Annotated in this window: 23 protein-coding genes; 22 read left to right on the plus strand and 1 reads right to left on the minus strand. The window is 64.6% G+C overall.

Annotated features, from left to right (window positions below; all coding sequences use genetic code 11):
- Positions 1 to 27 precede the first annotated feature (27 nt).
- From AC1DQJ_RS01130 to moaA, 11 genes are all read left to right on the plus strand, one after another.
- Complete coding sequence (locus tag AC1DQJ_RS01130) at positions 28 to 936, plus strand: ArdC family protein (protein ID WP_477599417.1); 909 nt, start codon at positions 28 to 30, stop codon at positions 934 to 936.
- A gap of 454 nt (positions 937 to 1,390) precedes the next feature.
- A complete protein-coding gene (gene modA / locus AC1DQJ_RS01135) occupies positions 1,391 to 2,149 on the plus strand; it encodes a molybdate ABC transporter substrate-binding protein (protein ID WP_477599727.1) in 759 nt (252 codons plus the stop codon).
- A 3-nt stretch (positions 2,150 to 2,152) separates the two neighbouring features.
- A complete protein-coding gene (gene modB, locus AC1DQJ_RS01140) occupies positions 2,153 to 2,818 on the plus strand; it encodes a molybdate ABC transporter permease subunit (protein WP_477599419.1) in 666 nt (221 codons plus the stop codon).
- Positions 2,819 to 2,820: 2 nt separating this feature from the next.
- Positions 2,821 to 3,636 (plus strand): molybdenum ABC transporter ATP-binding protein, encoded by an 816-nt coding sequence (gene modC, locus AC1DQJ_RS01145; RefSeq protein WP_477599421.1) that lies wholly within the window; start codon positions 2,821 to 2,823, stop codon positions 3,634 to 3,636.
- Between the two features lie 411 nt (positions 3,637 to 4,047).
- The gene (locus AC1DQJ_RS01150) at positions 4,048 to 5,328 is read left to right on the plus strand and encodes an acyl-CoA dehydrogenase family protein (RefSeq protein ID WP_477599423.1); all 1,281 of its coding nucleotides are present in this window, start codon (positions 4,048 to 4,050) and stop codon (positions 5,326 to 5,328) included.
- Between the two features lie 125 nt (positions 5,329 to 5,453).
- Positions 5,454 to 6,554, plus strand: coding sequence for a ferritin-like domain-containing protein (locus AC1DQJ_RS01155; protein ID WP_477599425.1), 1,101 nt, complete (start codon positions 5,454 to 5,456; stop codon positions 6,552 to 6,554).
- 260 nt (positions 6,555 to 6,814) lie between these two features.
- A complete protein-coding gene (locus tag AC1DQJ_RS01160; protein ID WP_477599427.1) occupies positions 6,815 to 7,537 on the plus strand; it encodes a TetR/AcrR family transcriptional regulator in 723 nt (240 codons plus the stop codon).
- Positions 7,538 to 7,596: 59 nt separating this feature from the next.
- Entirely contained in the window at positions 7,597 to 7,881 is a 285-nt protein-coding gene (locus AC1DQJ_RS01165; RefSeq protein ID WP_477599429.1) for a MoaD/ThiS family protein, read from the plus strand.
- Positions 7,882 to 7,928: 47 nt separating this feature from the next.
- Positions 7,929 to 8,468, plus strand: coding sequence for a molybdenum cofactor synthesis domain-containing protein (locus AC1DQJ_RS01170; RefSeq protein WP_477599431.1), 540 nt, complete (start codon positions 7,929 to 7,931; stop codon positions 8,466 to 8,468).
- The gene (locus AC1DQJ_RS01175; RefSeq protein ID WP_477599433.1) at positions 8,465 to 9,643 is read left to right on the plus strand and encodes a molybdopterin molybdotransferase MoeA; all 1,179 of its coding nucleotides are present in this window, start codon (positions 8,465 to 8,467) and stop codon (positions 9,641 to 9,643) included. Before AC1DQJ_RS01170 ends, AC1DQJ_RS01175 begins: the two co-directional genes overlap by 4 nt.
- Before the next feature lie 20 nt (positions 9,644 to 9,663).
- On the plus strand, positions 9,664 to 10,641 hold the full coding sequence (gene moaA, locus AC1DQJ_RS01180) for a GTP 3',8-cyclase MoaA (RefSeq protein WP_477599435.1): 978 nt from the start codon (positions 9,664 to 9,666) through the stop codon (positions 10,639 to 10,641).
- Here the strand turns inward: moaA and ftrB are convergent.
- Positions 10,638 to 11,417, minus strand: coding sequence for a transcriptional activator FtrB (gene ftrB, locus AC1DQJ_RS01185; RefSeq protein WP_477599437.1), 780 nt, complete (start codon positions 11,415 to 11,417; stop codon positions 10,638 to 10,640). The two genes, moaA and ftrB, sit on opposite strands and share 4 nt — an antisense overlap.
- Positions 11,418 to 11,649: 232 nt before the next feature.
- Between ftrB and AC1DQJ_RS01190 the strand changes: the two genes are divergently transcribed.
- The 11 genes from AC1DQJ_RS01190 to AC1DQJ_RS01240 all read left to right on the plus strand — a co-directional run bounded on the left by AC1DQJ_RS01190 (position 11,650) and on the right by AC1DQJ_RS01240 (position 25,959).
- Positions 11,650 to 13,014: an MFS transporter gene (locus AC1DQJ_RS01190; RefSeq protein WP_477599439.1), complete on the plus strand. Its 1,365-nt coding sequence runs from the start codon at positions 11,650 to 11,652 to the stop codon at positions 13,012 to 13,014.
- An 11-nt stretch (positions 13,015 to 13,025) separates the two neighbouring features.
- On the plus strand, positions 13,026 to 14,450 hold the full coding sequence (locus AC1DQJ_RS01195; RefSeq protein WP_477599441.1) for a NarK family nitrate/nitrite MFS transporter: 1,425 nt from the start codon (positions 13,026 to 13,028) through the stop codon (positions 14,448 to 14,450).
- On the plus strand, positions 14,447 to 18,178 hold the full coding sequence (locus tag AC1DQJ_RS01200) for a nitrate reductase subunit alpha (RefSeq protein WP_477599443.1): 3,732 nt from the start codon (positions 14,447 to 14,449) through the stop codon (positions 18,176 to 18,178). Before AC1DQJ_RS01195 ends, AC1DQJ_RS01200 begins: the two co-directional genes overlap by 4 nt.
- A 20-nt stretch (positions 18,179 to 18,198) precedes the next feature.
- A complete protein-coding gene (gene narH / locus AC1DQJ_RS01205) occupies positions 18,199 to 19,698 on the plus strand; it encodes a nitrate reductase subunit beta (RefSeq protein ID WP_477599729.1) in 1,500 nt (499 codons plus the stop codon).
- A complete protein-coding gene (gene narJ / locus AC1DQJ_RS01210) occupies positions 19,699 to 20,403 on the plus strand; it encodes a nitrate reductase molybdenum cofactor assembly chaperone (protein ID WP_477599445.1) in 705 nt (234 codons plus the stop codon).
- A 12-nt stretch (positions 20,404 to 20,415) separates the two neighbouring features.
- Complete coding sequence (gene narI / locus AC1DQJ_RS01215; RefSeq protein ID WP_477599447.1) at positions 20,416 to 21,186, plus strand: respiratory nitrate reductase subunit gamma; 771 nt, start codon at positions 20,416 to 20,418, stop codon at positions 21,184 to 21,186.
- 14 nt (positions 21,187 to 21,200) lie between these two features.
- The gene (locus AC1DQJ_RS01220) at positions 21,201 to 22,304 is read left to right on the plus strand and encodes a peptidylprolyl isomerase (protein ID WP_477599449.1); all 1,104 of its coding nucleotides are present in this window, start codon (positions 21,201 to 21,203) and stop codon (positions 22,302 to 22,304) included.
- A gap of 31 nt (positions 22,305 to 22,335) precedes the next feature.
- Complete coding sequence (locus AC1DQJ_RS01225; protein ID WP_477599451.1) at positions 22,336 to 22,992, plus strand: hemerythrin domain-containing protein; 657 nt, start codon at positions 22,336 to 22,338, stop codon at positions 22,990 to 22,992.
- Entirely contained in the window at positions 22,989 to 23,645 is a 657-nt protein-coding gene (gene mobA, locus AC1DQJ_RS01230) for a molybdenum cofactor guanylyltransferase (RefSeq protein ID WP_477599453.1), read from the plus strand. The genes AC1DQJ_RS01225 and mobA overlap by 4 nt, the downstream gene beginning before the upstream one ends.
- A 500-nt stretch (positions 23,646 to 24,145) precedes the next feature.
- Complete coding sequence (locus AC1DQJ_RS01235; protein WP_477599455.1) at positions 24,146 to 24,511, plus strand: hypothetical protein; 366 nt, start codon at positions 24,146 to 24,148, stop codon at positions 24,509 to 24,511.
- Between the two features lie 272 nt (positions 24,512 to 24,783).
- Positions 24,784 to 25,959, plus strand: a complete 1,176-nt coding sequence (locus tag AC1DQJ_RS01240; RefSeq protein WP_477599457.1) for an alginate export family protein — start codon at positions 24,784 to 24,786, stop codon at positions 25,957 to 25,959.
- Positions 25,960 to 25,989: the final 30 nt, after the last annotated feature.

Raw genomic sequence — 25,989 nt, forward strand, 5'->3', positions numbered from 1 at the left:
CCGAAAATCAGAACCCAAGAGGCCGCAATGTCGCGCCACCAAACCACTGCGCGTGAGACGCCGCGCCAGGATCTCTATTCCCGCGTCACGTCAACGATCATCGCAGACCTCGAGCGGGGCGTTCGTCCCTGGACCAAGCCCTGGTCGGCCGAACACTTGGCCGGCCAGATCACCCGCCCGCTGCGCTCCACGGGCGAGCCTTACAAGGGGATCAATGTGGTGCTCCTCTGGTGCGATGCGGTCGCTCGCGGCTACTTCGCGCCGATCTGGATCACCTTCCGCCAGGCCCTCGCCCTTGGTGGGCATGTCCGAAAGGGCGAGACGGGCGCCAGCGTGGTCTACGCCGACAAGTTCGTTCGCAGCGAAGCGGACGAACACGGGCAGGATGTCGAGCGTCAGATCCCGTTCCTCAAGGCCTATACGGTCTTCAACGTCGAGCAGGTCGAGGGGCTTCCGGTCCACTTCTATGCCCTTTCAGAGCCGACGATTTCTCCTGCCGCGCGGATCGGGCATGCCGACGCGTTCTTCACCGCGGTTGGCGGTGAGCTGCGTCACGGTGGCGATATGGCCTACTACGCGGTGCACGAGGACTTTGTGCAGGTCCCGCCTTTCGAGTGCTTTGCTGACGCCGAGGGCTACTACGCCACCTTGGCGCACGAATTTACGCACTGGACGCGCCACCCGACGCGACTGGATCGGGACTTCGGCCGCAAGCGCTTTGGCGACGAAGGCTATGCGCGTGAGGAACTGGTGGCAGAGCTTGGCGCGGCGTTTCTTTGCGCCGATCTGGGCCTGGAACTGACGCCTCGGGCCGATCATGCGGCCTATCTCGGCCACTGGCTTGGGGTGCTGAAAGCCGAACCCAGGTTCCTGTTCAGCGCCACAGCGCACGCCCAACGGGCCTGCGACTACCTTCACAGCCGGCAACCCAACTAGCCAAATTAGCCCCGGCGCCATGCCTACGGTGCTGGGGCTTTCTCGCGCTCCCTTGGTCTGGGGGGATGGACCGGTTGGGCGCCGCGTTTGCCTGAGTGTGGGGGGCGAAGGAAAGGACCGGGATGGACAGGAGAGGCTGGAGGGCAAGATAAAAGGGGGAGGGAGGGACGCTCAGTCAGCGCTGAGCACAATCAATCGCTTATGCCTGGAAGCTCAAAGATCCCACGACTTGCGACGAGTTCTGTTTCCCGGGGGTTCAGCGCTTTTCTAGATGGGTATCGCTCCATCAGCCTGCTGCGCGTAACCCGAATCCTCTTCGCCGGACGGCGTCGAGGCACCTTCCGTAATTTCCCTTAGCCCAAGCAAATCGGCGAGATTGGAGGTGCAATCAATTGGCGAGCATGGCAAAGGCGTTATCAAGTTGAACTACATAACCAGCGCAGCATCAGGGCCTATGCCAGTCCGCCGTCGTGTGCTTGCCGCGATCAATGCGGCTATCTTTGTCTTGATCGTTCCCCATGACGCCCTGGCCGCTGAGACACGCGTAGCCGTGGCTGCGAACTTCACACAGCCAGCTAAGGAGATCGCCGCCCGCTTCGAGACCAAGACAGGCCACAAGGCGACCCTGAGTTTCGGGTCATCGGGCCAATTCTTCGCCCAGATCGCCAACGGCGCTCCGTTCGAGGTCTTCCTGTCGGCGGATGTGGAGCGGCCCCAAAAGGCGGAAGTCGAGGGTCTGGCCGTCGCCGGGACGCGATTCACCTACGCGACCGGCAGGCTGGTGCTTTGGAGCAAGGATCCCCGCCTCGTTGATGGGCGGGGGATGATCCTCAGCAAGGGTGGTTTCGAGAAGATCGCGATCGCGGATCCGAAGGCCGCGCCATACGGCCTTGCGGCGGTGGAAACCATGCGCAAGCTCGGAGCATACCAGCAACTGTCGCCCAAGGCGGTAATGGGTTCCTCGATCACCCAAGCCTACCAGTTCGTGGAAACCGGCGCCGCGGAACTCGGCTTCGTGGCGCTCTCCCAGGTGATCGCGCACAAGGAGGGATCGCGCTGGCTCGTTCCAGCGTCGAACCATACTCCTATCGACCAAGACGCCGTGCTGCTCAAGCCGGGCGCCAACAGCGCTGCCGCCAACGCCTTCCTTCAGTTTCTGAAGGGACCAGAAGCCAAGGCTATCATCCTCCAGCACGGTTACGAAGTGCGCTGAGACATGCTGGATATCCTGTGGGTCACGGTTAAGCTAGCTGGCGTCACGACGGCCGTGCTGCTTGTCCTGGCGACGCCGCTGGCCTGGTGGCTCGCCCGCAGCCGTCGCTGGTGGAAAGAGATCGTCGGTGCTCTCGTCTCCCTGCCGATCGTGCTGCCCCCCACGGTTCTTGGCTTCTATCTGCTCATCGCGCTTGGGCCGAACAGCCCGCTGATGGCGCCGCTCCAGGCTCTTGGCGTCCGAACCCTCGCGTTCACCTTCGAGGGGTTGGTGATCGGCTCCGTGGTCTATTCTCTGCCCTTCGCCGTGCAGCCGATCCGCAACGCGTTCCAAGCTGTTGGCGAGCGGCCCTTCGAAGTGGCCGCCACCTTGCGCGCCTCGCCTGTGGACGCGTTCTTCAGTGTCGCACTGCCCCTGGCCCGCCCAGGTTTTGTGGTCGCCGCCATCCTGGTCTTCGCCCACACCGTCGGAGAGTTCGGAGTAGTTCTGATGCTTGGGGGCGGCATCCCCGGCGAGACCGACGTCCTCTCGATCGAGATCTATCGCCTGGTGGAAGCGCTGGAATGGGACAAGGCTCATCAATTGGCGGGGGTGCTGCTGACCTTTGCCTTCGCGGTTATGCTTAGCCTGCTGCTGATCGAGCGGCGCACCGGTCGCCTGCGTCCATGACCATGGCGTGCGACACCATCGAGGCGAGCTTCCGGGGGCAGGTCGGGGATTTCGCCCTGGACATCGAACTCACCGTTCCAGCTGCCGGCGTGACGGTGCTCTTTGGTCCCTCCGGATGCGGCAAGACGACCCTTCTGCGCTGTCTTGCGGGGCTTGAGCGCTTGCCCGGACGCCTGCAGGTCGCAGGCGAGGTCTGGCAGGACGCGTCCGGTTTCTTGCCTCCGCACCGCAGGCCAATCGGCTTCGTCTTCCAGGAGGCCAGTCTGCTGGCCCATCTGTCGGTCCGCAAAAACTTGCTGTTCGGCCGCAATCGGGCCAAGGGCGAAGCGCCAATCGGATTCGATCAGATCGTCGCTCTCCTGAGCCTGGAGTCTTTGTTGGACCGCGGCGTCGCAAAGCTTTCTGGAGGCGAGAGGCAGCGCGTCGCCATAGGTCGCGCCTTGTTGGCGCAGCCGCGGCTGCTGCTCATGGACGAACCCCTCGCGAGCCTCGACCGCCAAAGGAAGTCCGAGGTGCTGCCATACCTGGAAGCCCTTCACGAAGAACTCGCCATTCCGGTGGTCTATGTCACCCACGATTCGGCTGAGGCCGGTCGTCTTGGGGACCGCATGATCCCCATGCGTGATGGCCGCGCAGGACGTGCGGTCGATCTGTGTCGTGGCTCTACAACCACGTCACCTGAGTTTCTGGCGCAACGTCTCGACGAGCGTGGTGCTGAGGGGCTTGTCGCCGAACTGCAGGCCTCCGGCGCCGACCGGCTGCTGGCCAGACTCGCCGTCGCGGCATTGCAGGCAGGCCTGCCGCCGGCAGGGACTTGAGGCTACACATTAGCGCCTCAGCGGATGCGGGAGACCCCGCTTAAGGTCTTCGGCATTTTCGGTTGGGGGCGTTCCCAGGTGGCGGGCGCCTATCCAAGATCAATTGGTTGATTGATCAGGCTCAAAACTCATCCCCTTCAGAAGGCCTAGTCTCCTCACAGAAGGAGAAAACTATGTGGCCGGATGTGACCCTCATATTGCGCGAGTTCGCCCGCCGCCCGCCGCTGGACCTACCTGGACAAATTGACCCCGGCTTGGAGGTCTCCCGGTTGCGCTTGGCTCCTCGGTCAACGACGCCAGCAGCGCGCCGGGGAGGTTTGGAGCTCTTGAACCTCGTTACTCCCCGCCTTCGCTAAGCAGCGCCTACCCACGCGCCGCCAGCACCTGGCGGCCAGATCAAGGTTTGAATTCATGGACTTCTCGCTGAGCGGTCGTCAGTCGTACTGGCGCGACCGTGTTCGCGCCTTCATGGTCGACCACATTTTGCCTGCCGTGCCCGTCTATGAGGCCCAAACCCGGAAGGAAGGCGCTGAGCGCTGGCAGGTCATTCCGATCGTCGAGGAACTCAAGGCGCGAGCCTATGTCAGCGGCCTCTGGAACCTCTTCCTGCCGCCCTCCGAGCACGACGAGGGTGAGTTCCGCGGTGCTGGCCTGACCAATCTGGAGTACGCCCTCTGCGCCGAGGAAATGGGCAGGGTTGGCTTCGCCTCCGAGGTGTTCAACTGCTCTGCGCCGGACACCGGCAACATGGAGGTGCTTCACCGCTACGGGACCGCGGCGCAGAAGGCTGCCTGGCTCGCGCCGCTGATGAGCGGCGACATTCGTTCTGCATTCCTGATGACCGAGCCGGACGTCGCGTCTTCGGATGCGACCAACATCGAGACACGCATCGTGCGTGATGGCGACAGTTACGTCATCAACGGCCGGAAGTGGTGGTCTTCGGGGGTCGGTGATCCCCGCTGCAAGGTCGCGATCGTCATGGGCAAGACCGACCCCGAGGCGGCTCGCCACGCCCAGCAGTCGCAGATCATCGTGCCGCTCGACACGCCCGGCGTCCATATCGAGCGAATGCTCCCGGTCTTCGGATACGACGACGCTCCCCACGGTCACGGCGAGGTGGTGCTGCGCGACGTCAGGGTGCCGGCGCAGAATCTCATTCTCGGGGAGGGGCGCGGCTTCGAGATCGCCCAGGGTCGGCTGGGGCCGGGCAGAATCCATCACTGCATGCGAACGCTCGGTGTGGCCGAGGTCGCGCTGGAGAAGATGACGGACCGCCTTCTGGCGCGCGTCGCCTTCGGCAAGCGCCTGGCCGATCAATCGGTCTGGGAGCAACGGATCGCCGAGGCCAGGCTCGACATCGAGATGACCCGGCTGCTGTGCCTGAAGGCGGCCGACATGATGGACAAGCGCGGCGCCAAGTCGGCCCAGTTGGAGATCGCCCTGATCAAGGTGGCGGCCCCGCGTACGGCGCTGAAGGTCATCGACGACGCCATACAGGCGCACGGCGGGGGAGGCGTCTCCGAAGACTTCGGACTGGCACGGGCCTATGCGGGCATGCGGGCGCTGCGGATCGCCGACGGGCCGGACGAAGTGCACAAGCGGGCGATCGCGCGGCTGGAGTTCGCGCAGCACGGCAAGCGCCTTCGCGCGTGGCGAAATGGTGAAATCCAACCAGATCACGCTCCAGCCTGAGGGCCTGCGCGGGCTGCCGCCGCTTGATTGTCGGCAGCCCGACGCTTGATCTGCATCAAAGATGACGCCAGCGTCATCTTTTAGGGTGTCCTTCAGCCGCATCAGCGGCGAGGGAGGAAAACACCATGCTTCAAGTGAATGAGGTCGCAGGACCGCCGACCGAGATTCAGTATTTCGACGACGAGGATATCGCCGCCCGTCTCACCGATCGTGACGTCGAGACAATCCGCGAGATCTTCCAAACCCCGCTGACCGGTTCCTTCAACTGGGACTATGAGACGGCCAACAGCAAGATCCGGCGGCTCTACGAACTGGGCAAGCGCTTCAACTGGAACGTCGAGTACGACATCGACTGGAGCCAGCCGCGACCTGCTCCGGCAAACGCGGCCGGCGAGCCGGAAGGTTTCGCTGCGCATCCGAAGTTCCAGGCGCTGACTGCAGAGCAAAAGGCCGAGTTCGGCCGCCGCTCAGTGGCCCAGACACTCTCCCAGTTCCTGCATGGCGAGCAGGGCGCCCTGATGGTGGCGTCTCAATTGGTGAGCTGCGCGCCGACCCATGACGCAAAACTGTATGCCGCGTCGCAGACCTTCGATGAAGCCCGCCATGTCGAGGTGTTCCACCGATACCTGATGGAACGCTGCCGCATGATCTATCCGATCAATCCGAGCCTGAAGTACCTGCTCGACAAGGTGCTCACCGATTCCCGCTGGGATTTGAAGTTCATCGGCATGCAGATCCTGATCGAGGGCCTGGCCCTGGCGGCGTTCCAGACCATCCACTCGACCACCGACGATCCGCTGCTGCGAGATGTCGTTGGCCTTGTGATGCGTGATGAGGGTCGGCACGTGGCGTTTGGTGTCAACTATCTCGAAGACTGGATCCGTGCGCTTCCGGAAGACCAGATCGAGGAGCGCGCGCAGTTCGCCTACGAGGCCTGTGTGGTCATGCGCAATCGCTTGGTTTCGACCAATGTGGCCGAGGAGTTCGGCTTCACCCATGAGGAGGCGATCGAGATCAACAACGCCACCCAGGGGGGGCAGGCGTTCCGCACCTTCCTGTTCGAACGCATGATCCCGAACCTCAAGCGGATCGGGCTGCTGACCGACAAGATTCGACCCAAGTTCGAAGAGCTCGGCGTGCTTGAATTCGAGAACCTCAAGCATGACGGAATGATCGATTGGTCGGCGCTTGAGGCGCCGCTCGCCTTGACCAGCCGGACGGCCTGAACCGCGATCGTAGGCATGACGATAGTCAAGCCTGAGATTGTCTTTAGCCACCAAGCGCCCGGCGCTGTCGGCGCGATGAAATGATTGATGTCATGGGAGGACGGTCTACCCGAACCTAGCATGTAGTTGTCCTGCAAACTCAGTCCTCCCAGACGTGCAGTGCGAGCAGGGCGGCCGGCGCGGCGCCGGCAGGGGGCGTTGGCGCCTGCCCGTCCAACGCCCCCTTCACCCCGAAGGGGCGCCGGCGAATTGGATGGCCGATGCAGAATTCAAAAGAGTTGCTGAAGGTTGCGAGCGCGCCGGCCTCTTATCTGCAAACTCTGAGCTGGAGCGCCGAGCACTCAGATGCGCCGCGCAAGCGCCAAAGAACGCGCGCTCGCCTGCTGGCTGCGACGGCGCGCGTCCTGTCTGCCCGGGGCTATGTCGACTTTCGAATTAGCGACGTCGCAGCTGAGGCCGGGATGTCGAACGGCGCCTTCTACGTCTACTTCGCCGACCGTGAGGAGGCCGCGCGCGAGGTCCTCTCGGGCCTGATCCGTCGGCTATACCTATTCGACCGGCTTCAAGGCAGGGACGACAACGGCGTCCTGCTGATCGCTCGCCACCTGGAGGCGCTCCAAGGGGACGCGCCGTTGGTCGGCGCGCTCCGCCAGGCCGCGACGCTCGATGATGTGCTGGCGCGCCTTCGCGCTAGCGCAATCGGGCTCTGGCGCGCTCATCTATGCGCGGTGCTGCTTGGGTCGCCCGAAGCAGACCATATCCTGGGGGAGGGGCCAGGCCCCGATGTCCTGGACCTCATGATCGAGGGCATGGCCTGTCGGGCTGGAGCGCCCATGCTGACGCATAGCGAACTGCTGCGAGTAGCGGCCGAGGTCGCCCAGGCCTGGCGAGCGGCCCAGGCCCCAATGCAGCCCCCGTTTAGCGCGCGTCCGCCTAGGTCCGTGTCGATGCAGCCCCATGCTCCCCCGTTTCGCGTGGCTTGATATTCGACAAGGAAGGTTCCGGGGCGCGGCCCTATGCATCGGCCGAACGGGAATGGTCAATGACTGACACCACCATGTCTGAGGGTGCTGGATCGGTTCGAGTGCTCTTCTTTGGACACTTGGCCGATATCCTCGGCCGCGAGCGGGCGGTGGCCCTGCCGGCTGCAGGATGCACTCTGGGACAGCTTCGCCGACGTTTGGCGGCGGCAGCATGTCCGGAAGGGCGTGCGGCGCTGCTGCGTCCCGACGTTCGCGCATCACTTGACCAGGTCATTTCACACGACCGGACCAGGGTGGAGCGTGGCTCCGAAGTCGCCTTCCTGCCGGTGTTCTCGGGCGGCTGACCAGTGCCGCTTTGCCTCTAATTTCTGCAGACTAGGGATATGAACTCATGAAGTCCGGGATCGACGAGGGCCTTCCATTCTACGCGCTGAACATCGCCGTCCTGACGATTTCCGACACCCGCACAATGGAGACCGATACCTCTGGCGGCCTATTAGCCGAACGCCTGCTGGCGGCCGGCCACAAGCTCGGCGCACGCGCGATCGTCGCTGACCAGGTAGACGCTATTCGTGGCCAGATCCTCTCATGGGCGGCCAACCCGGCGGTCGACGTTATCCTCACAACAGGCGGAACCGGGTTTTCGCCGCGGGATGTTACGCCCGAAGCCGTGCGGCCGCTGCTGGACCGCGAGATGGACGGGTTCGCAGTCGTCTTCCACCAGGCGAGTCTTGGCACGGTCGGCGTCTCGACTCTCCAGTCGCGGGCGCTGGCGGGACAGATCGGTGATCGCTTCATCTTCTGCGTGCCAGGGTCGACAGGCGCCTGCCGCGATGCCTGGGATCTGGTGCTCTCTCAGGAACTCGACAGTCGCTTTCGGCCTTGTTCGCTGGTGGGACAGATCCCCAGGTATGTAGGCGTCTGCGCATGATGGGTTTCGATGAAGCGCTGCAGGTCGTCCTGGGACTAGGGGAGCCGCTCGCCCTCGAGAGGGTGCGCCTTGACGACGCCTGCCAGCGCGTATTGGCCGTGCCTGTAGCGGCACGGAACGCTTCGCCCCCCGTCAATGTATCGGCCATGGACGGCTACGCCGTACGAGACGCCGATCTGCGCGCTGGCGAGGTCACCCTGAAGCTGGCGGGAGACTCGCGCGCGGGCCAGGCGCCGCCCGGTCCGCTCGCCCAGGGAACTTGCCTCCGGGTCTTTACCGGGGCCCCGACCCCATCCGGCGCAAGCCGCGTCGTCATCCAGGAAGATGTCCAGCGCGCCGGCGAGTTCGTGACGTTTAGCGGCGTCGGGCGCGGACGAACCCATATTCGTTCGGCTGGATCTGATTTTCGCGCTGGCGCCATCCTGCTGGAGGCCGGAACGGTGTTGGATGCGCCGCGCATGGTGGCGCTGGCGGCGGCAGATGTCGGCGAGGTCATGGTCTGGGCCCGCCCGCGCGTGCGGTTGATGGCGACCGGCGATGAAATTCGCGAGCCGGGTGGGCTGGGCGAGGGCATTCCGGACAGCGTTTCCTTCGGGGTCGCAGCACTGGTGCGCCAGTGGGGCGGCGTGGTCGTGGGACGATCGCGGCATGCTGATGATCTCGCCGCACTGGAGCAGGCGGCGTCCCGCGCGCTCGACGAAGCCGATATCGTGGTCGTGAGCGGCGGCGCGTCCGTCGGCGAGCATGACCTGGCTCGCGCCATGTTCGCCCCGTTGGGCCTCCACCTGGATGTCGACAAGGTGGCGATCAAGCCTGGAAAGCCGGTGTGGGTTGGGCGCTGCCAAGGCAAACTCATCGTCGGCCTGCCAGGCAATCCCACCTCGGCCATGGTCACGGCACGCCTGCTCCTGGCCCCCCTCATCGCCAAGATGGCCGGCCCTTGCGCGACGCAGGCCAGCCACTGGAAGTGGGAATTGCTGGCGGGCGACCTGCCATGCTGCGGCGAGCGCGAGACCTTTGTGCGGGCCGCTCGATCCCCTCAAGGGATTGTGCCTGTCGGCAACCAGGACGCGGCCGCACAGGCCGCGCTGGCCCGCTGCGACGCCCTCATTCGGCAAGTTCCGGGCGAGCGCGCCAAGATCGCGGGCGAGCCTGTGCTGGTAATGGCGTTTTGAGTGAGTACGGGGATCGCCAGATGAACCGCTTGGTCGATGGGTTTGGTCGCCGTTTCAATTACTTGCGACTCTCTGTCACTGAGGCCTGCAATTTTCGCTGCACGTACTGCCTGCCCAACGGCTACCGGAAATCGGGTCCGATGGAGTTGCTTTCGGTCGAGGAAATCGGACGGCTGACCGAGGCCTTCGCGCACCTCGGCGTGCGCAAGGTGCGGCTGACGGGCGGCGAGCCGACGGTTCGCCGCGACATCGGCGACATCATCGCCTGCGTTGCTGAGACCCCGGGGATCGAGAAGGTCGCGATGACGACCAATGGCTGGAACCTCTCTCGGCGTATCGCCGACTGGCGCGCGGCCGGCCTCACCCATCTCAACGTAAGTCTGGACTCACTGGACGCCGACCAGTTCCGGCAGATCACCGGCCATGATCGTCTCGCGGCGGTGCTGGGCGGTTTGGATCAGGCCGTCGACCTTGGTCTGCCATCGGTGAAGGTCAATGCGGTGCTGCTGAGGGAAACCGCTGAGCGCGGCTTCGCGGAGTTTGCGGCCTTCGTGCGCGAGCGACCGATCGCGGTGCGGTTCATCGAGCTGATGCGAACGGCCGACAACGCCGACTATTTCGCCGCCCACCACGCTAGCGGCCAACTGCTTCGTGACTGGCTCGCCCGCGACGGATGGACTGCTCGCGCGCGTGACGGCGATGGCGGCCCGGCCGTGGAATTTACGCATCCTGACCACCTCGGACGGCTTGGCCTGATCGCGCCCTATTCGGCCGGCTTCTGCGATGGCTGCAATCGCCTGAGGGTCACATCGCGCGGCGCCCTGCGGCTTTGCCTCTTCGGGGAGGGCGGGATGGATCTGCGCGACTTGCTCGTTGAGGGCGCGCAGCCCGCGCTTGAGCAAAGGGTCGCCGAGGCGTTGCTTGGCAAGCCCGCCGCCCACCAGCTGGCAGAGGGGCGGCCGGGGGACCTGCGCAACCTCGCCCAGCTCGGCGGCTAGATCTGAGCGCGCATCAAGCCCGCGGCGGGCCAGAGTTCCCGCTCGGCCTTCCCGGTGGCGCGCTCGCCTTGCGGCATGTGGTTATCGATGAGGGGGGAGGGTTTGGCCAGGCGACGGATGACGGCCGGCCGTGTGAGTGAGACCGTCGGTCCGTTCACGATCACGCCGTAGTTGGTGGTCAGACTGGCGAACGCCCGTGAGAGGTTTTCAGGGGTCATGCCAAGGAGCGCCGCAAGCACCCGCTTCTCATGAGGCAGAGTGAAAGTTTCATGCCCCCCCTGTCGTGCCTGTTGGGACAACAGGTAGTTGGCGAGGCGCTCAGCCCCGCCCCTGAGCTTTTGGCTTTTGATGGCGCGGACAAGGCCGCGATAGCAGCCTGACAGCTCCTCAGCCACAGCGGTCGCGAAGCATGCGTCGGACCTCATGGCGCGCCTCAAGGCCTCACCTGACAGCATTAGGACATCCGAGCTCTCGATGGTCTGAGCGCTCATCAACGCTTCGGTGTCGAGAACTGCCGCGGCAAGAATGAAGGTCGAGACCGGACGCAGAACCGCCAGCGTGGTTTCCTTGTCGTTCCAGGTCCCGCTGAGCTCCACGATTCCGTCCAACAAGACGTAGAGAAAGTCGACCTGATCGCCCTCGGTCAGCAGCGTCGCGCCGGCGCGAAATCGCTGCAGGAAGGCGCCCGATGTAACCAGCGCAAAGGTCTCGTCGCTGACCCCAGAGAACAACGAAAGCGATCGAACACGCTCCAGATCGGCGGATTTCAACGGCATAGGAATCTCCAGCTGTACGCCCGGAGTTTCGATCTGCGGCCGGGGTGGCGCGTTGACATGCGTCAAGTCGGCGGCCGCCTTGCAATTCTTCGCTCCAGACCTTGCAACCCGGCGCAGGCAAAAAGCGTCCCAAAGACTTCCGCGCGCTTGACCTGCGTCAAGTGACCCGGCGTCGCTCCAAGCTACCAGTCTCGTGCGGCCACTCAGGACCGCGAGAGCAATGGGGGTCCGCGTGGACCATGCTGCGATACCTGGCGCGCCTGGCGCGCCTGGCGCGGGCAGAGCGCTTTGGGTCAGCACCTTCTCCTTCACCGCATGCTTTGCGGTGTGGACCATTTTTTCGATTATCGGCATCCAGATCCGTCAGGATCTTGCGCTGTCTGAAGCGCAATTTGGCCTCCTCGTAGGGACCCCGATCCTGGTCGGCTCGCTGACGCGCGTCTTCCTCGGGGTTTGGACCGACCAATTTGGAGGGCGCATCGTAAATCTCGCGGTCATGCTGGCCGCAGCGCTAGCGACCTGGCTGCTCTCCTACGCACAGACCTACCCGCAGTTCCTCCTGGCCGGGGCGGGTGTCGGTCTTGCCGGCGGCTGCTTCGCCGTTGGCGTGGCCTATGTGTCCAAGTTCTTTCCCAAGGAACGCCAGGGCACGGCGCTTGGCATATTCGGGGCCGGGAATGTCGGTGCGGCCGTCACCAAGTTCGCCGCCCCATTCGTGATGTTGGCCTACGGCTGGGAAGCCGTAGCGCAATATTGGTCCCTCGCTCTCGCCGGCATCGCGATTTTCGCGTTCGCCGCGACCCGCGATGACCCCGAAATCGTTCGCCGCCGCGCCGCCGGGGTGAAGGTCGCCGCGACCTTTCTGCAGCTCGCGCCGCTGAAGAATCTGCAGGTCTGGCGCTTTGCGCTCTACTACTTCTTTGTCTTCGGCGCCTTCGTGGCGCTGGCCCTCTGGCTGCCGCGCTATTTGGTCGGCGTCTATGGCCTGGACATCAAGACGGCGGGCTTCATCGCTGCGGCCTATTCCATCCCAGCTTCGCTCTTTCGCATCTTCGGAGGCTGGCTCTCCGATCGGATCGGCGCCCGCAAGGTCATGTATCTGACCTTCGGGGTCAGCCTCATCTGCACCTTCCTGCTCTCATATCCGCCCACTAGCTACGTCATCGAAGGGGTCCACGGACCCATCGAATTCCGGATGGCCACAGGTCTGGTCGCCTTCACTATCATCATCTTCGTCCTCGGCTTCTCTATGAGCCTTGGGAAGGCGGCGGTCTTCAAGCACATCCCGGTCTACTATCCCGACCACATCGGCTCCGTCGGCGGGTTGGTGGGAATGATCGGCGGCATCGGCGGGTTCATCCTGCCGATCGCGTTCGGCGTACTCAACGACATCACGGGCATCTGGACCAGCTGCTTCATGCTGCTCTTCGCGTTGGTCGGCGGGGCGCTCGCGTGGATGCACCTTGCGATCCGGCGAATGGAGCGGGCGAGCGAGCCCGGCCTGCGCAGCCTTCCAGAGCTCCCTGAAATGGCCAGCTTTCATCATTCCGCGTCCGCCAATGTCACGCCCCTGCGTGGCGGCAGGGCGCAATCTTGAGGACGAATGCAATGTCTTCCCGATCCTCTCCACGCCACGTGCTTGATCAATGGGCGCCCGAAGATCCCGCCTTCTGGCAGGGGGGTGGCAAGCGCATCGCCACCCGCAATCTCTGGATCTCCATTCCCAACCTTCTGCTGGCCTTCGCCATCTGGATGGTCTGGTCGATGGTCGTCGCCAAGCTGAAGCTCATCGGCTTCAAGTTTACGACCGACCAGCTCTTCTGGCTCACAGCCCTGCCTGCGCTCACGGGCGCGACCCTGCGCATCTTCTACAGCTTCATGGTGCCGATCCTCGGCGGCCGGCTCTGGACGACGCTGTCGACGCTATCCTTGCTTATTCCCGCCCTGGGGATCGGCTTTGCGGTCCAGGACCTGAGCACTCCCTATAGCGTGTTCGTCGTCTTGGCTCTGCTCTGCGGCTTCGGCGGGGGCAACTTCGCCTCGTCGATGGCCAATGTCTCGTTCTTCTATCCCAAGAGCGAGAAGGGCAATGCGCTGGCCATGAACGCCGGGTTTGGAAACCTCGGCGTCAGCGTGATGCAGTTCATCGTTCCAATGGTGGTCACCGTCGGCATGTTCGCGCCGATCGTCGGGGCGCCGCAGACGGCCGTGGAGAACGGGGTCGCCAGCCAGGTCTGGTTGCAGAACGCCGGCTTTATCTGGGCGCCCTTCATCGTCGCGGCCGCCGCGGCCGCGTGGTTCGGGATGAACGACATCGCCTCGGCCCGGGCTTCGTTCGCAGAGCAGGCGGTGGTCTTCAAGCGCAAGCACAACTGGATCATGTGCTGGCTCTATCTTGGAACGTTCGGGTCGTTCATCGGCTTCTCGGCGGCCTTTCCGCTGCTCATGAAGACGCTGTTCCCCGCTGTGAACGCGCTGCAGCTGGCCTTCCTCGGACCGCTGGTGGGAGCGCTCTCCCGCGCGCTCACCGGATGGCTATCGGACCGGTTCGGCGGCCAGCACGTTACGCACTACGTCTTCCTGGCGCTGGCTGCAGGCGTGCTCGCAGTCCTGCACGGGGTCGGATCGTTCGGAGCCGAACCCTCCTTCCCAATCTTCTTCGCCAGCTTCCTGTGGCTATTCTTCTGGACCGGGGTGGGTAACGCTTCGACCTTCCAGATGATCCCCGCGATCGTTCGGTCAGACATGCCGCGGCTGATGCCGAAGGTTGACGAGGCGGTCCGTCACAAGGCCGCGGAGATGGAATCGGCGGCCATCGTCGGCTTCACCTCGGCCATCGCGGCCTATGGCGGGTTCGTCATTCCCAAGGCGTTCGGCGACTCGCTGAAAGCCACCGGCGACCCGCAGACCGCGCTCTGGATCTTCTTCGCCTTCTACATCAGCTGCGTAGCGACGAACTGGGCCTTCTACGGCCGCAAGTCCTCGCTGCTGCACGCTCCCCAAGCTTCCCTCACGCCGGATGCCGCAGCATGAGCCATACCCTTGATCGCCTCGCCTTCTTCACCCGCAAGACCGAGCTGTTTTCAGACGGCCATGGGGTGATGAACGATGATGACCGCACCTGGGAGGAGGCGTATCGATCGCGCTGGCGCCACGACAAGATCGTGCGTTCCACACACGGCGTGAACTGCACCGGTTCGTGTTCCTGGAAGATCTACGTCAAGGGCGGGATCGTCACCTGGGAGACCCAGCAGACCGACTATCCCCGCACCCGACCAGAGTTGCCCAATCACGAGCCGCGCGGCTGTGCGCGTGGGGCCAGCTACAGCTGGTACCTCTACTCGGCAAATCGCGTGAAGTACCCGCTTGTGCGCTCTAGGCTGCTGAAGCTTTGGCGGCAGGCCCGCGCGGTCGCCTCGCCGGTGGCGGCCTGGGCCTCCATCCAGAACAACCCGGAAAAGCGCGCCAGCTACACATCGATGCGCGGATCGGGCGGCTTCGTGCGTGCAACCTGGGACGAGGTCACGGAGATCGTTGCGGCGGCCAACGCCTACACGGTCAAGACCTACGGGCCCGACCGCGTGTTCGGCTTCTCGCCGATCCCGGCCATGTCCATGGTCTCCTATGCGGCAGGGGCGCGATACCTTCAGCTTCTGGGCGGCGTCTGCGGGTCGTTCTACGACTGGTACTGCGACCTTCCGCCGGCCTCGCCGCAGACCTGGGGCGAGCAGACCGACGTCGCCGAAAGCGCCGACTGGTACAATTCGAGCTTCCTCCTGCTCTGGGGCTCGAACGTGCCTCAGACACGCACCCCGGACGCCCACTTCTACACCGAGGCGCGCTATCGCGGCGCCAAGTCGGTGGTCATCTGCCCGGACTACTCAGAGGCCTCCAAGTTCTCGGACCTCTGGCTCCCGGTGAAGCAGGGCACGGACGCCGCGCTCGCCATGGCGTTCGGGCACGTGATCCTCAAGGAGTTCCACGTCGACCGCGAGGTTCCGTACTTCCGCGACTACCTGCGCCGATACAGCGACCTGCCCATGCTCGTGCGGCTCACGCCGCAGGGCGATGGCTACCTGCCTGAGCGCCTCTTGCGCGCCGCGGACTTCGACGGAGCCCTCGACGAGACCAACAACCCCGATTGGAAGACCGTCTCGGTCGACTCTGAGACGGGTCAGGTCGTGGTTCCGAATGGCTCGATCGGCTTCCGCTGGGGCGAGGAAGGGAAGTGGAACCTCGAGGAGCGCGACGGCAAGGGCAAGGAGGTCTCGCTGAGGCTGGGCCTGAAGGGCGTGCACGACGAGGTCGTTGGCGTGCGCTTCCCGTACTTTGCGAACCGGGCTTCCAACGGCTTCGCCTCCACCGAGCACCCCGACGTGCTCGTCCGCAACGTCCCGGTCAAGCGCTTGAAACTGGCGGAAGGGGAGACGCTGGTCGCCAGCGTCTATGACCTCTTCCTGGCCAACTACGGCGTCGATCAGGGCTTCGGCGGCGATCACATGCCGGCCAGCTATGACGACCTGGAACCCTATTCGCCGGGTTGGGCCGAAGCGATCACCTCCGTCCCGGCCGAGCAGATCATCGCCGTGGCCCGCGGCTTTGCGACCAACGCAGAGAAGACCAACGGCAAGTCGATGGTGATCATCGGCGCGGCGATGAACCACTGGTTCCACATGGACATGAACTATCGCGGCGTCATCAACATGTTGGTGATGTGCGGCTGCGTGGGTCAGTCCGGAGGCGGCTGGTCGCACTATGTCGGCCAGGAAAAGCTGCGGCCGCAAACCGGCTGGGCGCCGCTGGCCTTCGCCCTCGATTGGGTCCGGCCGCCACGCCAGCAGAACTCCACGTCGTTCTTCTACGCCCACACCGATCAGTGGCGCTACGAAACGGTCGGCGTCGACGAGATCCTGTCGCCGACGGCTCCCGCCGGTCCCTGGGACGGCGCCCTGATCGACTTCAACGCGCGCGCTGAGCGAATGGGATGGCTGCCTTCGGCGCCCGCCCTGAAGTCCAATTCCCTGGACATCGCAAAGGCCGCGGCGGCGGAAGGCGTAGATCCGAAGGCCTACACGGTTCGCCAGCTCAAGACGCGCGAGCTCGAAATGTCCTGCATGGACCCGGATGATCCGGCCAACTGGCCACGCAACATGTTTGTCTGGCGTTCGAACCTGCTTGGTTCGTCGGGCAAGGGGCACGAGTACTTCCTCAAGCACCTGCTTGGGGCGGCCCACGGCGTCCAGGGCAAGGATCTGGGCCAAAGCGGCGGCCAGACTCCCAAAGAGGTGGTCTGGAGAGACGACGCCCCGGAGGGCAAGCTCGACCTCTTGGTGACGCTGGACTTCCGGATGTCCACGACGGCTGTCTATTCCGACATCGTCCTTCCGACGGCGACCTGGTACGAGAAGAACGACCTCAATACCTCCGACATGCACCCCTTCATCCACCCGCTTTCCGCGGCGGTGGACCCCGCTTGGGAGTCGAAGTCCGACTGGGAGATCTTCAAGGCGATCGCCAAGAGCTTCTCCGACGTCGCTCCCGAAGTGTTGGGCGTGGAACAGGACGTGGTGCTGACGCCAATCCAGCACGACAGCGCCGGGGAACTGGCCCAGCCCTTTGACGTCAAGGACTGGTACCTTGGTGAGTGTGAGCCGATCCCAGGCAAGACCATGCCTCAGATCACCCTGGTCGAGCGTGACTATCCCAATCTCTACAAGTGCTTCACGGCGCTTGGCCCGCTGATGTCAAAGGCTGGGAACGGCGGGAAGGGACTGGCCTGGCAGACGAACCACGAGGTCGATCTCCTGCGAGACCTCAACGGTCCGGTGCTGGACGAAGGCCTAACCAAGGGCATGCCGCAGATCGACAGCGACATCGACGCCTGCGAAACGATCCTGGCGCTCGCGCCAGAGACCAACGGCGAGGTTGCGGTCAAGGCGTGGGCCGCGCTCGAGCGCCAGACCGGGCGGGAACACACCCACCTGGCCGAGCCGAAGGAAGACGAGAAGATCCGCTTCCGGGACCTGCTGGCCCAGCCGCGGAAGATCATCTCTTCCCCGACCTGGTCCGGTATCGAGAGCGAGCACGTCTGCTACACCGCCGGCTACACCAACGTCCATGAGCTCATCCCTTGGCGCACCCTGACGGGGCGTCAGCAGCTCTACCAGGATCACCTTTGGATGCGGGCGTTCGGTGAGGCGCTGTGCGTCTACAAGCCGCCCGTCGATCTAAAGACGACCTATGTTCAGGGCCTAAAGCCCAACGGCGAACGAGAGATCGCGCTCAACTTCATAACCCCGCACCAGAAGTGGGGCATCCACTCGACCTATTCAGACAACCTGCTGATGCTGACCCTCAATCGCGGCGGCCCGGTGGTGTGGATCTCAGAGGTGGACGCGCGCGCGGCGGGCATCGTCGACAACGACTGGATCGAAGTCTTCAACGCCAATGGAGCGCTCACCGCACGCGCGGTGGTCTCTCAGCGCATCCGCGAGGGGACGACCTTCATGTACCACGCGCAGGAGAAGATCGTGAACACGCCGGGTTCGGAGATCACCGGGCTTCGCGGCGGGATCCACAACTCCTGCACGCGCACGGTGCTCAAACCCACTCACATGATCGGCGGCTACGCCCAACTCGCCTACGGCTTCAACTACTACGGAACCGTGGGATCCAATCGCGACGAATTCGTTGTCGTCCGCAAGATGAAGAAGATCGACTGGCTGGAAGAGACGCTTGTGCCCGGGGAGCTTGGCCAATGAAGATCCGCGCTCAAATTGGCATGGTCTTGAATCTCGACAAATGTATCGGCTGCCATACTTGTTCAGTGACCTGCAAGAATGTTTGGACCAACAGAAAAGGCGTCGAGTACGCCTGGTTCAACAATGTTGAAACCAAGCCCGGCATCGGCTTCCCCAAAGATTGGGAAAACCAGAAGCGCTGGAACGGTGGTTGGGTTCGCAAGGCCAATGGCAAGATCGAGCCGAAGATGGGCCCCAAGTGGCGCATCCTGGCCAAGATCTTCGCAAACCCCGATCTGCCCGAAATCGACGACTACTACGAGCCGTTCGACTTCGACTATGCGCACTTGCAGACCGCGCCGGAGATGAAGCATTTCCCGACCGCCAGGCCGAGATCGGCCGTGAGCGGCAAGCGGATGGAGAAGATCGAGTGGGGCCCCAACTGGGAAGAAATTCTCGGCGGGGAGTTCGCCAAGCGATCGCAGGACTACAACTTCGAAGGCATCGAGCGGGACATCTACGGCCAGTTCGAAAACACCTTCATGATGTACCTGCCGCGGCTCTGCGAGCACTGCCTCAATCCTACCTGCGTGGCGGCCTGTCCCTCGGGCGCGATCTACAAGCGCGAGGAAGACGGGATCGTGCTGATCGACCAGGACAAGTGTCGCGGGTGGCGCATGTGCGTGTCGGCCTGCCCCTACAAGAAGATCTACTACAACTGGGAATCCGGGAAATCGGAGAAGTGCACGTTCTGCTTCCCGCGGATCGAGGTCGGCCAGCCGACTGTCTGTTCTGAGACCTGCGTCGGGCGGATCCGCTACCTTGGTGTGCTGCTCTACGACGCCGACGCGATCGAGAAAGCCGCCTCGACGCCCAACGAGGAGGACCTCTACGAGGCCCAACTCGGCGTGTTCCTTGATCCGGAAGACCCCAACGTGATCGCTCAGGCGCGCGCGGACGGCGTGCCTGAAGCCTGGCTCGAGGCCGCGCGCCGCAGCCCGGTCTACAAGATGGCCATCGAGTGGAAGGTCGCGTTCCCGCTGCACCCCGAATACCGCACCCTTCCGATGGTCTGGTACGTGCCGCCGCTGTCCCCGATCCAATCGGCGGCTTCCGTCGGGGCGCTAGAGATGGACGGCGAGATGCCCGACGTGACCTCGTTGCGCATCCCCGTCGCCTATCTCGCCAACCTGCTCACGGCCGGCAAGGAAGCGCCCGTCGTGCTGGCCCTGGAGAGGATGCTGGCCATGCGGGCCTATATGCGCGCCAAGACCGTCGAGGGGGTCATCGATCACCGCCTGGCCGAGAGGGTGGGCCTGATCGCCGAGCAGATCGACGCGATGTACCGCTACATGGCGATCGCCAACTACGAGGATCGCTTTGTCATTCCCTCGGCGCACCGCGAGAGCGCCGAAGACGCCTATGACCTGCGCGGCTCCTGCGGCTTCACCTTCGGCAACGACTGCTCCGGTGGTCGCACAGAGTCCGGCCTCTTCGGCGCCAACCGGCGCTCGCGTCCCGCATCAGTGATGGAGGCCTAAATGTCTCTCACCTACAAAGCCCTGGCGTTGCTCATCAGCTACCCGACCCAGAGCAATCGCGAACTCCTGCCGGCTGCGGCGGCGGTGCTGAGAGAGGACGAGCAGATCCCGCCGCCGATCCGCGGCGCGTTGGCCAAGCTCGCCTTGCAACTGGAGTTGGGCGACCTGTTCGACGCGCAGGAAGCCTATGTCTGGCTGTTTGATAGGACCCGTTCGCTCTCGCTGAATCTCTACGAGCATGTTCACGGCGAGAGCCGTGACCGCGGGCAGGCAATGGTCGACCTCCTGGAATTGTACAGGAACAAGGGGCTCGAGCTCTCGGCCAATGAGCTTCCGGACCACCTGCCGGTGTTCCTGGAGTTCCTCTCGACCCAGCCGGCCGAGGAGGCCGCCTCGCTGCTGGCGGAGGCCGGCCATGTGCTCCACGCGCTCGGTGAGCGGCTGCACAGACGGGGCAGCGCGTATCGGGCCGTATTCGGGGCTCTCGCCGCGCTCGCCTCGGAAGAAGCCGACAGCGCCATTCTGGCGGCCATGCTGGCCGAGCCCGATGACGATCCAAACGACCTGGAGACCATGGATCGGCTTTGGGCCGAGACCCCGGTCACCTTCGGGCCAGGCGAGGCGGGTTGCCCCAGTCGTAGCGCCCTTGAGCAGCTGACGCCGCCGCGCGGGAGCGTCCCCACACAACGCGGCACGGCGGCCTAGAGGAAGCAAGCTATGGACCTCAATCAGATCCTGTTCGGCGTCTATCCATACGTCGCCCTGTCGGTGCTCGTTCTTGGCTCGGTCATTCGATTTGACCGCGAGCCGTACACCTGGCGGACGGGCTCCTCCCAACTCCTGCGCCGCAAGCAGCTCATGGCGGGCTCGGTCTTATTCCACCTGGGCGTCCTGGCCATCTTCGGCGGCCATTTCGTGGGCCTGCTTACGCCGGTGATCGTCTGGGACACGCTGGGAGTCACCCATGGCGCCAAGCAGATGTTGGCCATCGTGGCCGGCGGGGTGGCTGGAGCGTTCGCCATGGTCGGTGGCCTGCTGCTGCTGCATCGCCGGCTCATGGACCCTCGCGTGCGCGCCAACTCCAGCTTCACCGACACGGCGATCCTCATCATGCTGATGGCCCAGCTGACCCTTGGATTGGCGACGATCCCCATCTCGCTGACCCATAGGGACGGCTCCGAGATGCTCAAGTTCATGTACTGGGCGCAGGGGATCTTCACGCTGCGGCCGGGCGTGGCCGACTACATCGCGGACGCTCATTGGATCTTCAAGGCCCACCTGACGCTCGGCCTCACGATCCTGCTGGTCTTCCCGTTCACCCGCCTCGTGCACATGCTCTCGGCTCCGGTCTGGTATCTGAACCGTCGTGGGTGGCAGCTCGTTCGCACTCGCCGCGTCTTGCCGCGGAAGCCCGAAGCGGCGGCGCCCGTCTATCCTCAACGCGCCGGCCGACCCGCTGGGAAGGCGCATCTGGACCTGGCCGAATGATCGCCTCACGCACCGTGGCGGTCGACGGGGTCGCGATACCCGAGGCCCTGATCGCCCTCGAAGCCCAGAACCATCCAAGCCTCTCGGCGTCCGAGGCGTGGGAAGCTTCCGCCAGAGCCTTGGCGCTCAAGGGGTTGCTGCTCGGCCGCGCCCATGAACTTGGTCTGCGTCCAGAGCCGCAACTGGACGGCGCCGGCCGAGAGGAAACGGATGATGAAGCCCTGATCCGGGCGGTGCTCGACCTGGAAGTCAAAATCCAGGCGCCCACTCGTGCGGAATGCCAGCGCCTCTACGAAGCCAATCGGCAACGCTTCTTGTCGCCGTTGCTCTATCAGGCGTCGCACATCGTGGTGGCGCCACGCGACGCGGGCGAGGCCGCGGCCGACGAGGCCAAGGAGCGGGCGAGGCTGGCGATCGAGTCACTGAGGGCTGGCGCGGCGAGCTTCGACGAAGTGGCGCGGACCCTGTCCGACTGTCCGTCGGCCGCCGAGGGAGGACGACTTGGCCTCCTGCAGATCGGCGACCTGGCGCCGGAGGTCGAAGGTGCGTTGCTGGCTTTGGAGCCCGGAACAATCGGCGCAGAGCCCGTGCGTTCTCGGTTCGGCTGGCACGTCTTGCGCCTGGAGCAACGGGTGGAAGCGCGCGAGCTTCCGTTTGAACAGGTCGAAGACAAGATCCTGTTGCACCTGGAGAGCCGGGCCTGGGCTGCGGCCGCAGCGCGCTACGCCGCCAGCTTGGCCGAGCGCGCCCGCCTGAAAGGCGTGAGTCTTGCCCTTGCGCCGAACGGCGAGATCGGAAACGGGGCGCTGGCTCTGGGCGACATGCTCGATGACGCGCAGGTGGTCGCCCGTGCCGAAGCCTGGCTGGCGGCCGCTGACCCGACGCTGGCCAGCCGCGCAAGCCAGGCGGCCCAAGCGCTCGGCATCAGCGTCCAGGAGTTTGTTCGCCAAAGCGTGGGCGCCTTCGTCGCGGACGCTTCGGATGAGCGCTGGACGCAACTCCTGTCGGCGGCTCAGGGCGACGAGAATCCCGCGCTGGCGGCGGTCCGTCACATCCTGCGATCCCAGCTCGCGCCCGCTCCGCAGACCTTCACGCTCATTCATCGTCGGGGCGGGTGAGGGACGGAAGGGACCAAGATGGGGGAGCGCGATGAGTTCGGGTGACGCCTTACAAATCGAGGACATGCCGCTCGAGTTACTGAGCGCGCCGCTCGACTGGTTCTTCTTCGAGCACCTTCGTCATCGTCAGCTTTGCCGCTTGATAGATGAAGTCGCGCAATCGGCGGAGTTTGAGGCCAGAAGCGTGGCCAGGGTGGTTCGCTTCCTGCGTTTTGAACGCCCGCTGCACATCCTCGATGAGGAGGAAGACCTGTTTCCGCTCCTTCGCCGGCGGAGCCTTCCCGAAGACGAGTTGGAGGGCATCCTTGACCTGCTGTCGGCTGACCATCGAGCGGACGCCGATCGTGCTGGTGAAGCCAGGGCTATCCTTGAGCAGGCATTGGCTGAAGGGAGCCTGCCTGACGGCGAAGGCACCCCGCAGGTCCTGCTGGGCTTTGCGAGCCACGAGCGGCAACATCTGGCGTTGGAAAACGCCGTCGTCCTGCCGATCGCTCGCCTGCGCCTTACGCCCGAGGACCTTGACGGGCTTGCAGGCCGCTTAGCCGCGAGGCGTGGTCTTACCCTGGAAAGACGAGAGCCGGATGGCCGGGGGCAGCCGGCGCCAGGGCGCAGCTTGCGTCGTGCGCACACCCGCCCGATGGCCAGCGGCCCGCGCAAGGGCCCGCCGCCACGCGAGGGCGGGCAATGAGGACTGACTTCGTCACCGTGGTGTTCGCCGGCGGCGATGGGCGGCGAATGGGCGGAGACAAGCCTGCGCGTCTCTTGGAAGGGCGATCTCTTCTCGATCATGCTTTGGAAATAGCCAGGTCGCAGGGCGGGGCGGTCGCTGTCGCCGTGCGCGCGCCGGCCCAAGTCGGTCACCGAAGGGACGTGCCCCTGTTGGGCGACCGGCCAGATTGTCAGGGGCCGCTGGCTGGCTTGATCTCGGCGATCTCATTTGCAGAGGATCGCGGCGCGACTAGCGTTCTGACCCTGCCGTGCGACGCGCCGCGGCTGCCCGCCGACCTGTGGAAGCGGCTGCATGAGGCGATGGGCGAGAAGGACCAGTCGGCCCTCGCGCAAAGCTGCGGCCGTATGCATCCGGCCTGCGCACTCTGGCGCACATCGATACGCTCGACCCTGGAGGCATACAGGCAGGCGGGTGGCGCTTCGCTCAAGGGGCTGGCGGCGGCCGCCGGCATGGCGATCGCCGACTGGGGAGAGATTGATCCGGACCCGTTCGTCAATTTGAACACGCCGGCCGACCTGGCGAAGGCAGAAGCTTGCAGCCCTCTGTTTACGCCCATCGGAACACCACAAGCCGGTCGGAATCTGCAGGCTCGCCAGGCCACTCGTGCTTGAGGCTTCCCCGCAACTGTCGCCGATCGGACGTGCGAGGCTGAAGCGCATTGTCCTTGAGGAAGCCGACGCCGAGCGCCTTGGCTACTCGGACCGCTATGTCGTGGTCGCTCCGCTGGATGGTGATGGTCGGTTGGATGCAGCGGAATGGCGTGCACGGGAGGACGCTTGCCGGGTCGTACGGGAGTTTCCTGGCGGGAGCTGCGCGGAGGGCCGGTTGTGGCATGGCGCGAGGGCCGGTTGGTTCTTTCGCTTCGAGGACACGGGCGGTCGTATCGATGAGGCTGCGTTCCAATTCCATTTGGAAGCGCTTGTGGTGGGCGGGCTGACTTGGATCCGCCGTCGGGGACGCGAACTTGTGTTCCGCGTGATCTCCGTCGCCAAGGCCTGACCCGTCATCGTTGGGGCGTGCGCCTGGAAATGATCAAGTATCAGTTTGACGCCTGCCAAAGGCGGACGGTACGCGACGGCCTAATCTGAGAGCAGACAAAGGGAAAGCTCTCATGACCAAGACCAAAGCCGTCCTTCGTTCAACGCTGCTGCCACTTGCATTTGGCCTGGCGGCCCTTTCGTCAGGACCAACCCAAGCCCAGGATGTCGCCGCGCTCAGTGTGAGCGGCGCTCGCCCGACGACGATGACTGTCCGCGTGTCCGGCCTCGAGATCGACCAGATCCGCCGCGAAGTGCGCACGACGGCCGTCACCGTGTGCCGCAACGCCGCCTTCAACCGAGAACTAGAGTTCTACGACATTGACTGGTGCGCCCAGGCGACCACCGGCCGCACCATGCGCGGTTACAGGGCCGCGCTTCGCGACGCTGACGGGCAAGTTCAAACCGCCAGCATCTCGGTGAGCCTGGCGGCCCGCTGACCGGTTCACTGTCGACGGTTGTTCCTGGTTTGCGCGGGCGCCGAAGTGCGGCGCCCGCCAACGCCAGCCTTTGATCGGCGACCCTGTCGAGCGCCGCCCCGGCGTAGACGGCGCTAGTCCCGTCGCCGGAACTCACTTCCTGAGCGCTCCGCCCGGACCGAACCCCTAGATGTTTGGCCGGGCGTAAGCGCGCCGCCGGCAAGCGGGATCACCGACCGCCGCATGTCGCGCGCGAACCTTCCTCAATGACAAAATCCCCCAAGGAACCCTGCATGCCGGGACTACGAGTACTGTTTGTTTGCTTGGCCGCGTTCGCTCCGGCTGCAGCGTTTGCCGAAACGCCGTCCGAGGGGCGGCTCCTCCTGGATAGCCGCACCAGATTGGAATCGTTTGACCAGGGCGGTCTTGACGCCACGGCGTTCACCACTCGCTTGCGCATGGGGTGGCTCACCCCCACCCGCATGGGAGTGACCGGCTTGATCGAGGCGGAGGCCGTCGCAGTTCTGGGCGGCGCCTACGCCGATGGCGTAACGCCAGATCCGACCCACGCGGTCATTCCCGACCCCGAGATCATGGAGCTCAATCGCGCCCAACTCAGCTGGGCGATGACCACAACTGCGGACCTAACGGCAGGACGCCAGCGCATCATCTTCGACAACGCGCGCTTCATCGGCTCAAGCGGCTGGCGGCAGAACGAACAGACCTTCGATGCGGCCAAATTCAGCTTGAAGCCAATTCCGAAGGCGACCCTGACCTATGCTTATGCCTGGCGGGTTAATCGCAGCCTGGGCCGCGACCATCCCCAGGGCGTCTGGCGCGGCGATCTTCACCTCGTCAACGCAGACGTGCTCCTGCCGAGCGCGAGGCTCACCGGGTATGGGTACTTCCTTGATCTGGACAACGCCAAGAGCCAGTCGTCGGCGACGGTCGGCCTGCGGCTGACGGGCGAGCGCCCGGTGAACGGCGTCAAGGCCACGTGGGAAGCCGAGTACGCCAGGCAGTCCGATTGGGGCAACGCGCCAAGCGACTTTTCACTCGACTACGTGGCGGTCTCGGCCGGACTCAAGACGCAGAGATCGTCTGCCAGCCTGGTCTATGAATGGCTTGATGGCGATGGCCGGCGCGGCTTCCAGACGCCGCTCGCCTCACTGCACGGCTTCCAAGGCTGGTCGGACGTCATCGGAGCGACGCCGGCCACGGGCGTCGCCGACGCCTACCTTCGCGGGACCACGGTCTTTGACGCTGGCAAGGCGGTGAAGCTGAGCGGCGAGCTGCATGACTTCCGGACCACCGACGGAGAACGCATCGGACAAGAGGCGGACCTGGCGGTCAGCGCTCCGCTGTCCAAGTCGGTGAGTGTCGAGCTGGGCGCTGCTCTCTTCGAAGGCTCGGCCGCCGCCTACCCGGATGCGACCCGTTCCTGGCTCACGCTGGAGTACCGGTACTGAGCAGCGGCCCTGCCGACGCGAGCGCGTCGG

This window comes from Phenylobacterium sp. P4_E10, from assembly GCF_056401675.1.

Bases quoted from the DNA above. Each gene is read 5' to 3' on its own strand.
- narJ (WP_477599445.1), top strand. From the start codon at position 19,699: ATGTCTCTCACCTACAAAGCCCTGGCGTTGCTCATCAGCTACCCGACC.
- narI (WP_477599447.1), top strand. From the start codon at position 20,416: ATGGACCTCAATCAGATCCTGTTCGGCGTCTATCCATACGTCGCCCTG.
- narH (WP_477599729.1), top strand. From the start codon at position 18,199: ATGGTCTTGAATCTCGACAAATGTATCGGCTGCCATACTTGTTCAGTG.
- AC1DQJ_RS01195 (WP_477599441.1), top strand. From the start codon at position 13,026: ATGTCTTCCCGATCCTCTCCACGCCACGTGCTTGATCAATGGGCGCCC.
- modC (WP_477599421.1), top strand. From the start codon at position 2,821: ATGGCGTGCGACACCATCGAGGCGAGCTTCCGGGGGCAGGTCGGGGAT.
- moaA (WP_477599435.1), top strand. From the start codon at position 9,664: ATGAACCGCTTGGTCGATGGGTTTGGTCGCCGTTTCAATTACTTGCGA.
- AC1DQJ_RS01170 (WP_477599431.1), top strand. From the start codon at position 7,929: ATGAAGTCCGGGATCGACGAGGGCCTTCCATTCTACGCGCTGAACATC.
- AC1DQJ_RS01155 (WP_477599425.1), top strand. From the start codon at position 5,454: ATGCTTCAAGTGAATGAGGTCGCAGGACCGCCGACCGAGATTCAGTAT.
- AC1DQJ_RS01175 (WP_477599433.1), top strand. From the start codon at position 8,465: ATGATGGGTTTCGATGAAGCGCTGCAGGTCGTCCTGGGACTAGGGGAG.
- AC1DQJ_RS01200 (WP_477599443.1), top strand. From the start codon at position 14,447: ATGAGCCATACCCTTGATCGCCTCGCCTTCTTCACCCGCAAGACCGAG.
- ftrB (WP_477599437.1), bottom strand. From the start codon at position 11,417: ATGCCGTTGAAATCCGCCGATCTGGAGCGTGTTCGATCGCTTTCGTTG.
- mobA (WP_477599453.1), top strand. From the start codon at position 22,989: ATGAGGACTGACTTCGTCACCGTGGTGTTCGCCGGCGGCGATGGGCGG.
- AC1DQJ_RS01160 (WP_477599427.1), top strand. From the start codon at position 6,815: ATGCAGAATTCAAAAGAGTTGCTGAAGGTTGCGAGCGCGCCGGCCTCT.
- AC1DQJ_RS01130 (WP_477599417.1), top strand. From the start codon at position 28: ATGTCGCGCCACCAAACCACTGCGCGTGAGACGCCGCGCCAGGATCTC.
- modA (WP_477599727.1), top strand. From the start codon at position 1,391: ATGCCAGTCCGCCGTCGTGTGCTTGCCGCGATCAATGCGGCTATCTTT.
- AC1DQJ_RS01165 (WP_477599429.1), top strand. From the start codon at position 7,597: ATGACTGACACCACCATGTCTGAGGGTGCTGGATCGGTTCGAGTGCTC.
- AC1DQJ_RS01225 (WP_477599451.1), top strand. From the start codon at position 22,336: ATGAGTTCGGGTGACGCCTTACAAATCGAGGACATGCCGCTCGAGTTA.
- AC1DQJ_RS01150 (WP_477599423.1), top strand. From the start codon at position 4,048: ATGGACTTCTCGCTGAGCGGTCGTCAGTCGTACTGGCGCGACCGTGTT.
- AC1DQJ_RS01240 (WP_477599457.1), top strand. From the start codon at position 24,784: ATGCCGGGACTACGAGTACTGTTTGTTTGCTTGGCCGCGTTCGCTCCG.
- modB (WP_477599419.1), top strand. From the start codon at position 2,153: ATGCTGGATATCCTGTGGGTCACGGTTAAGCTAGCTGGCGTCACGACG.
- AC1DQJ_RS01235 (WP_477599455.1), top strand. From the start codon at position 24,146: ATGACCAAGACCAAAGCCGTCCTTCGTTCAACGCTGCTGCCACTTGCA.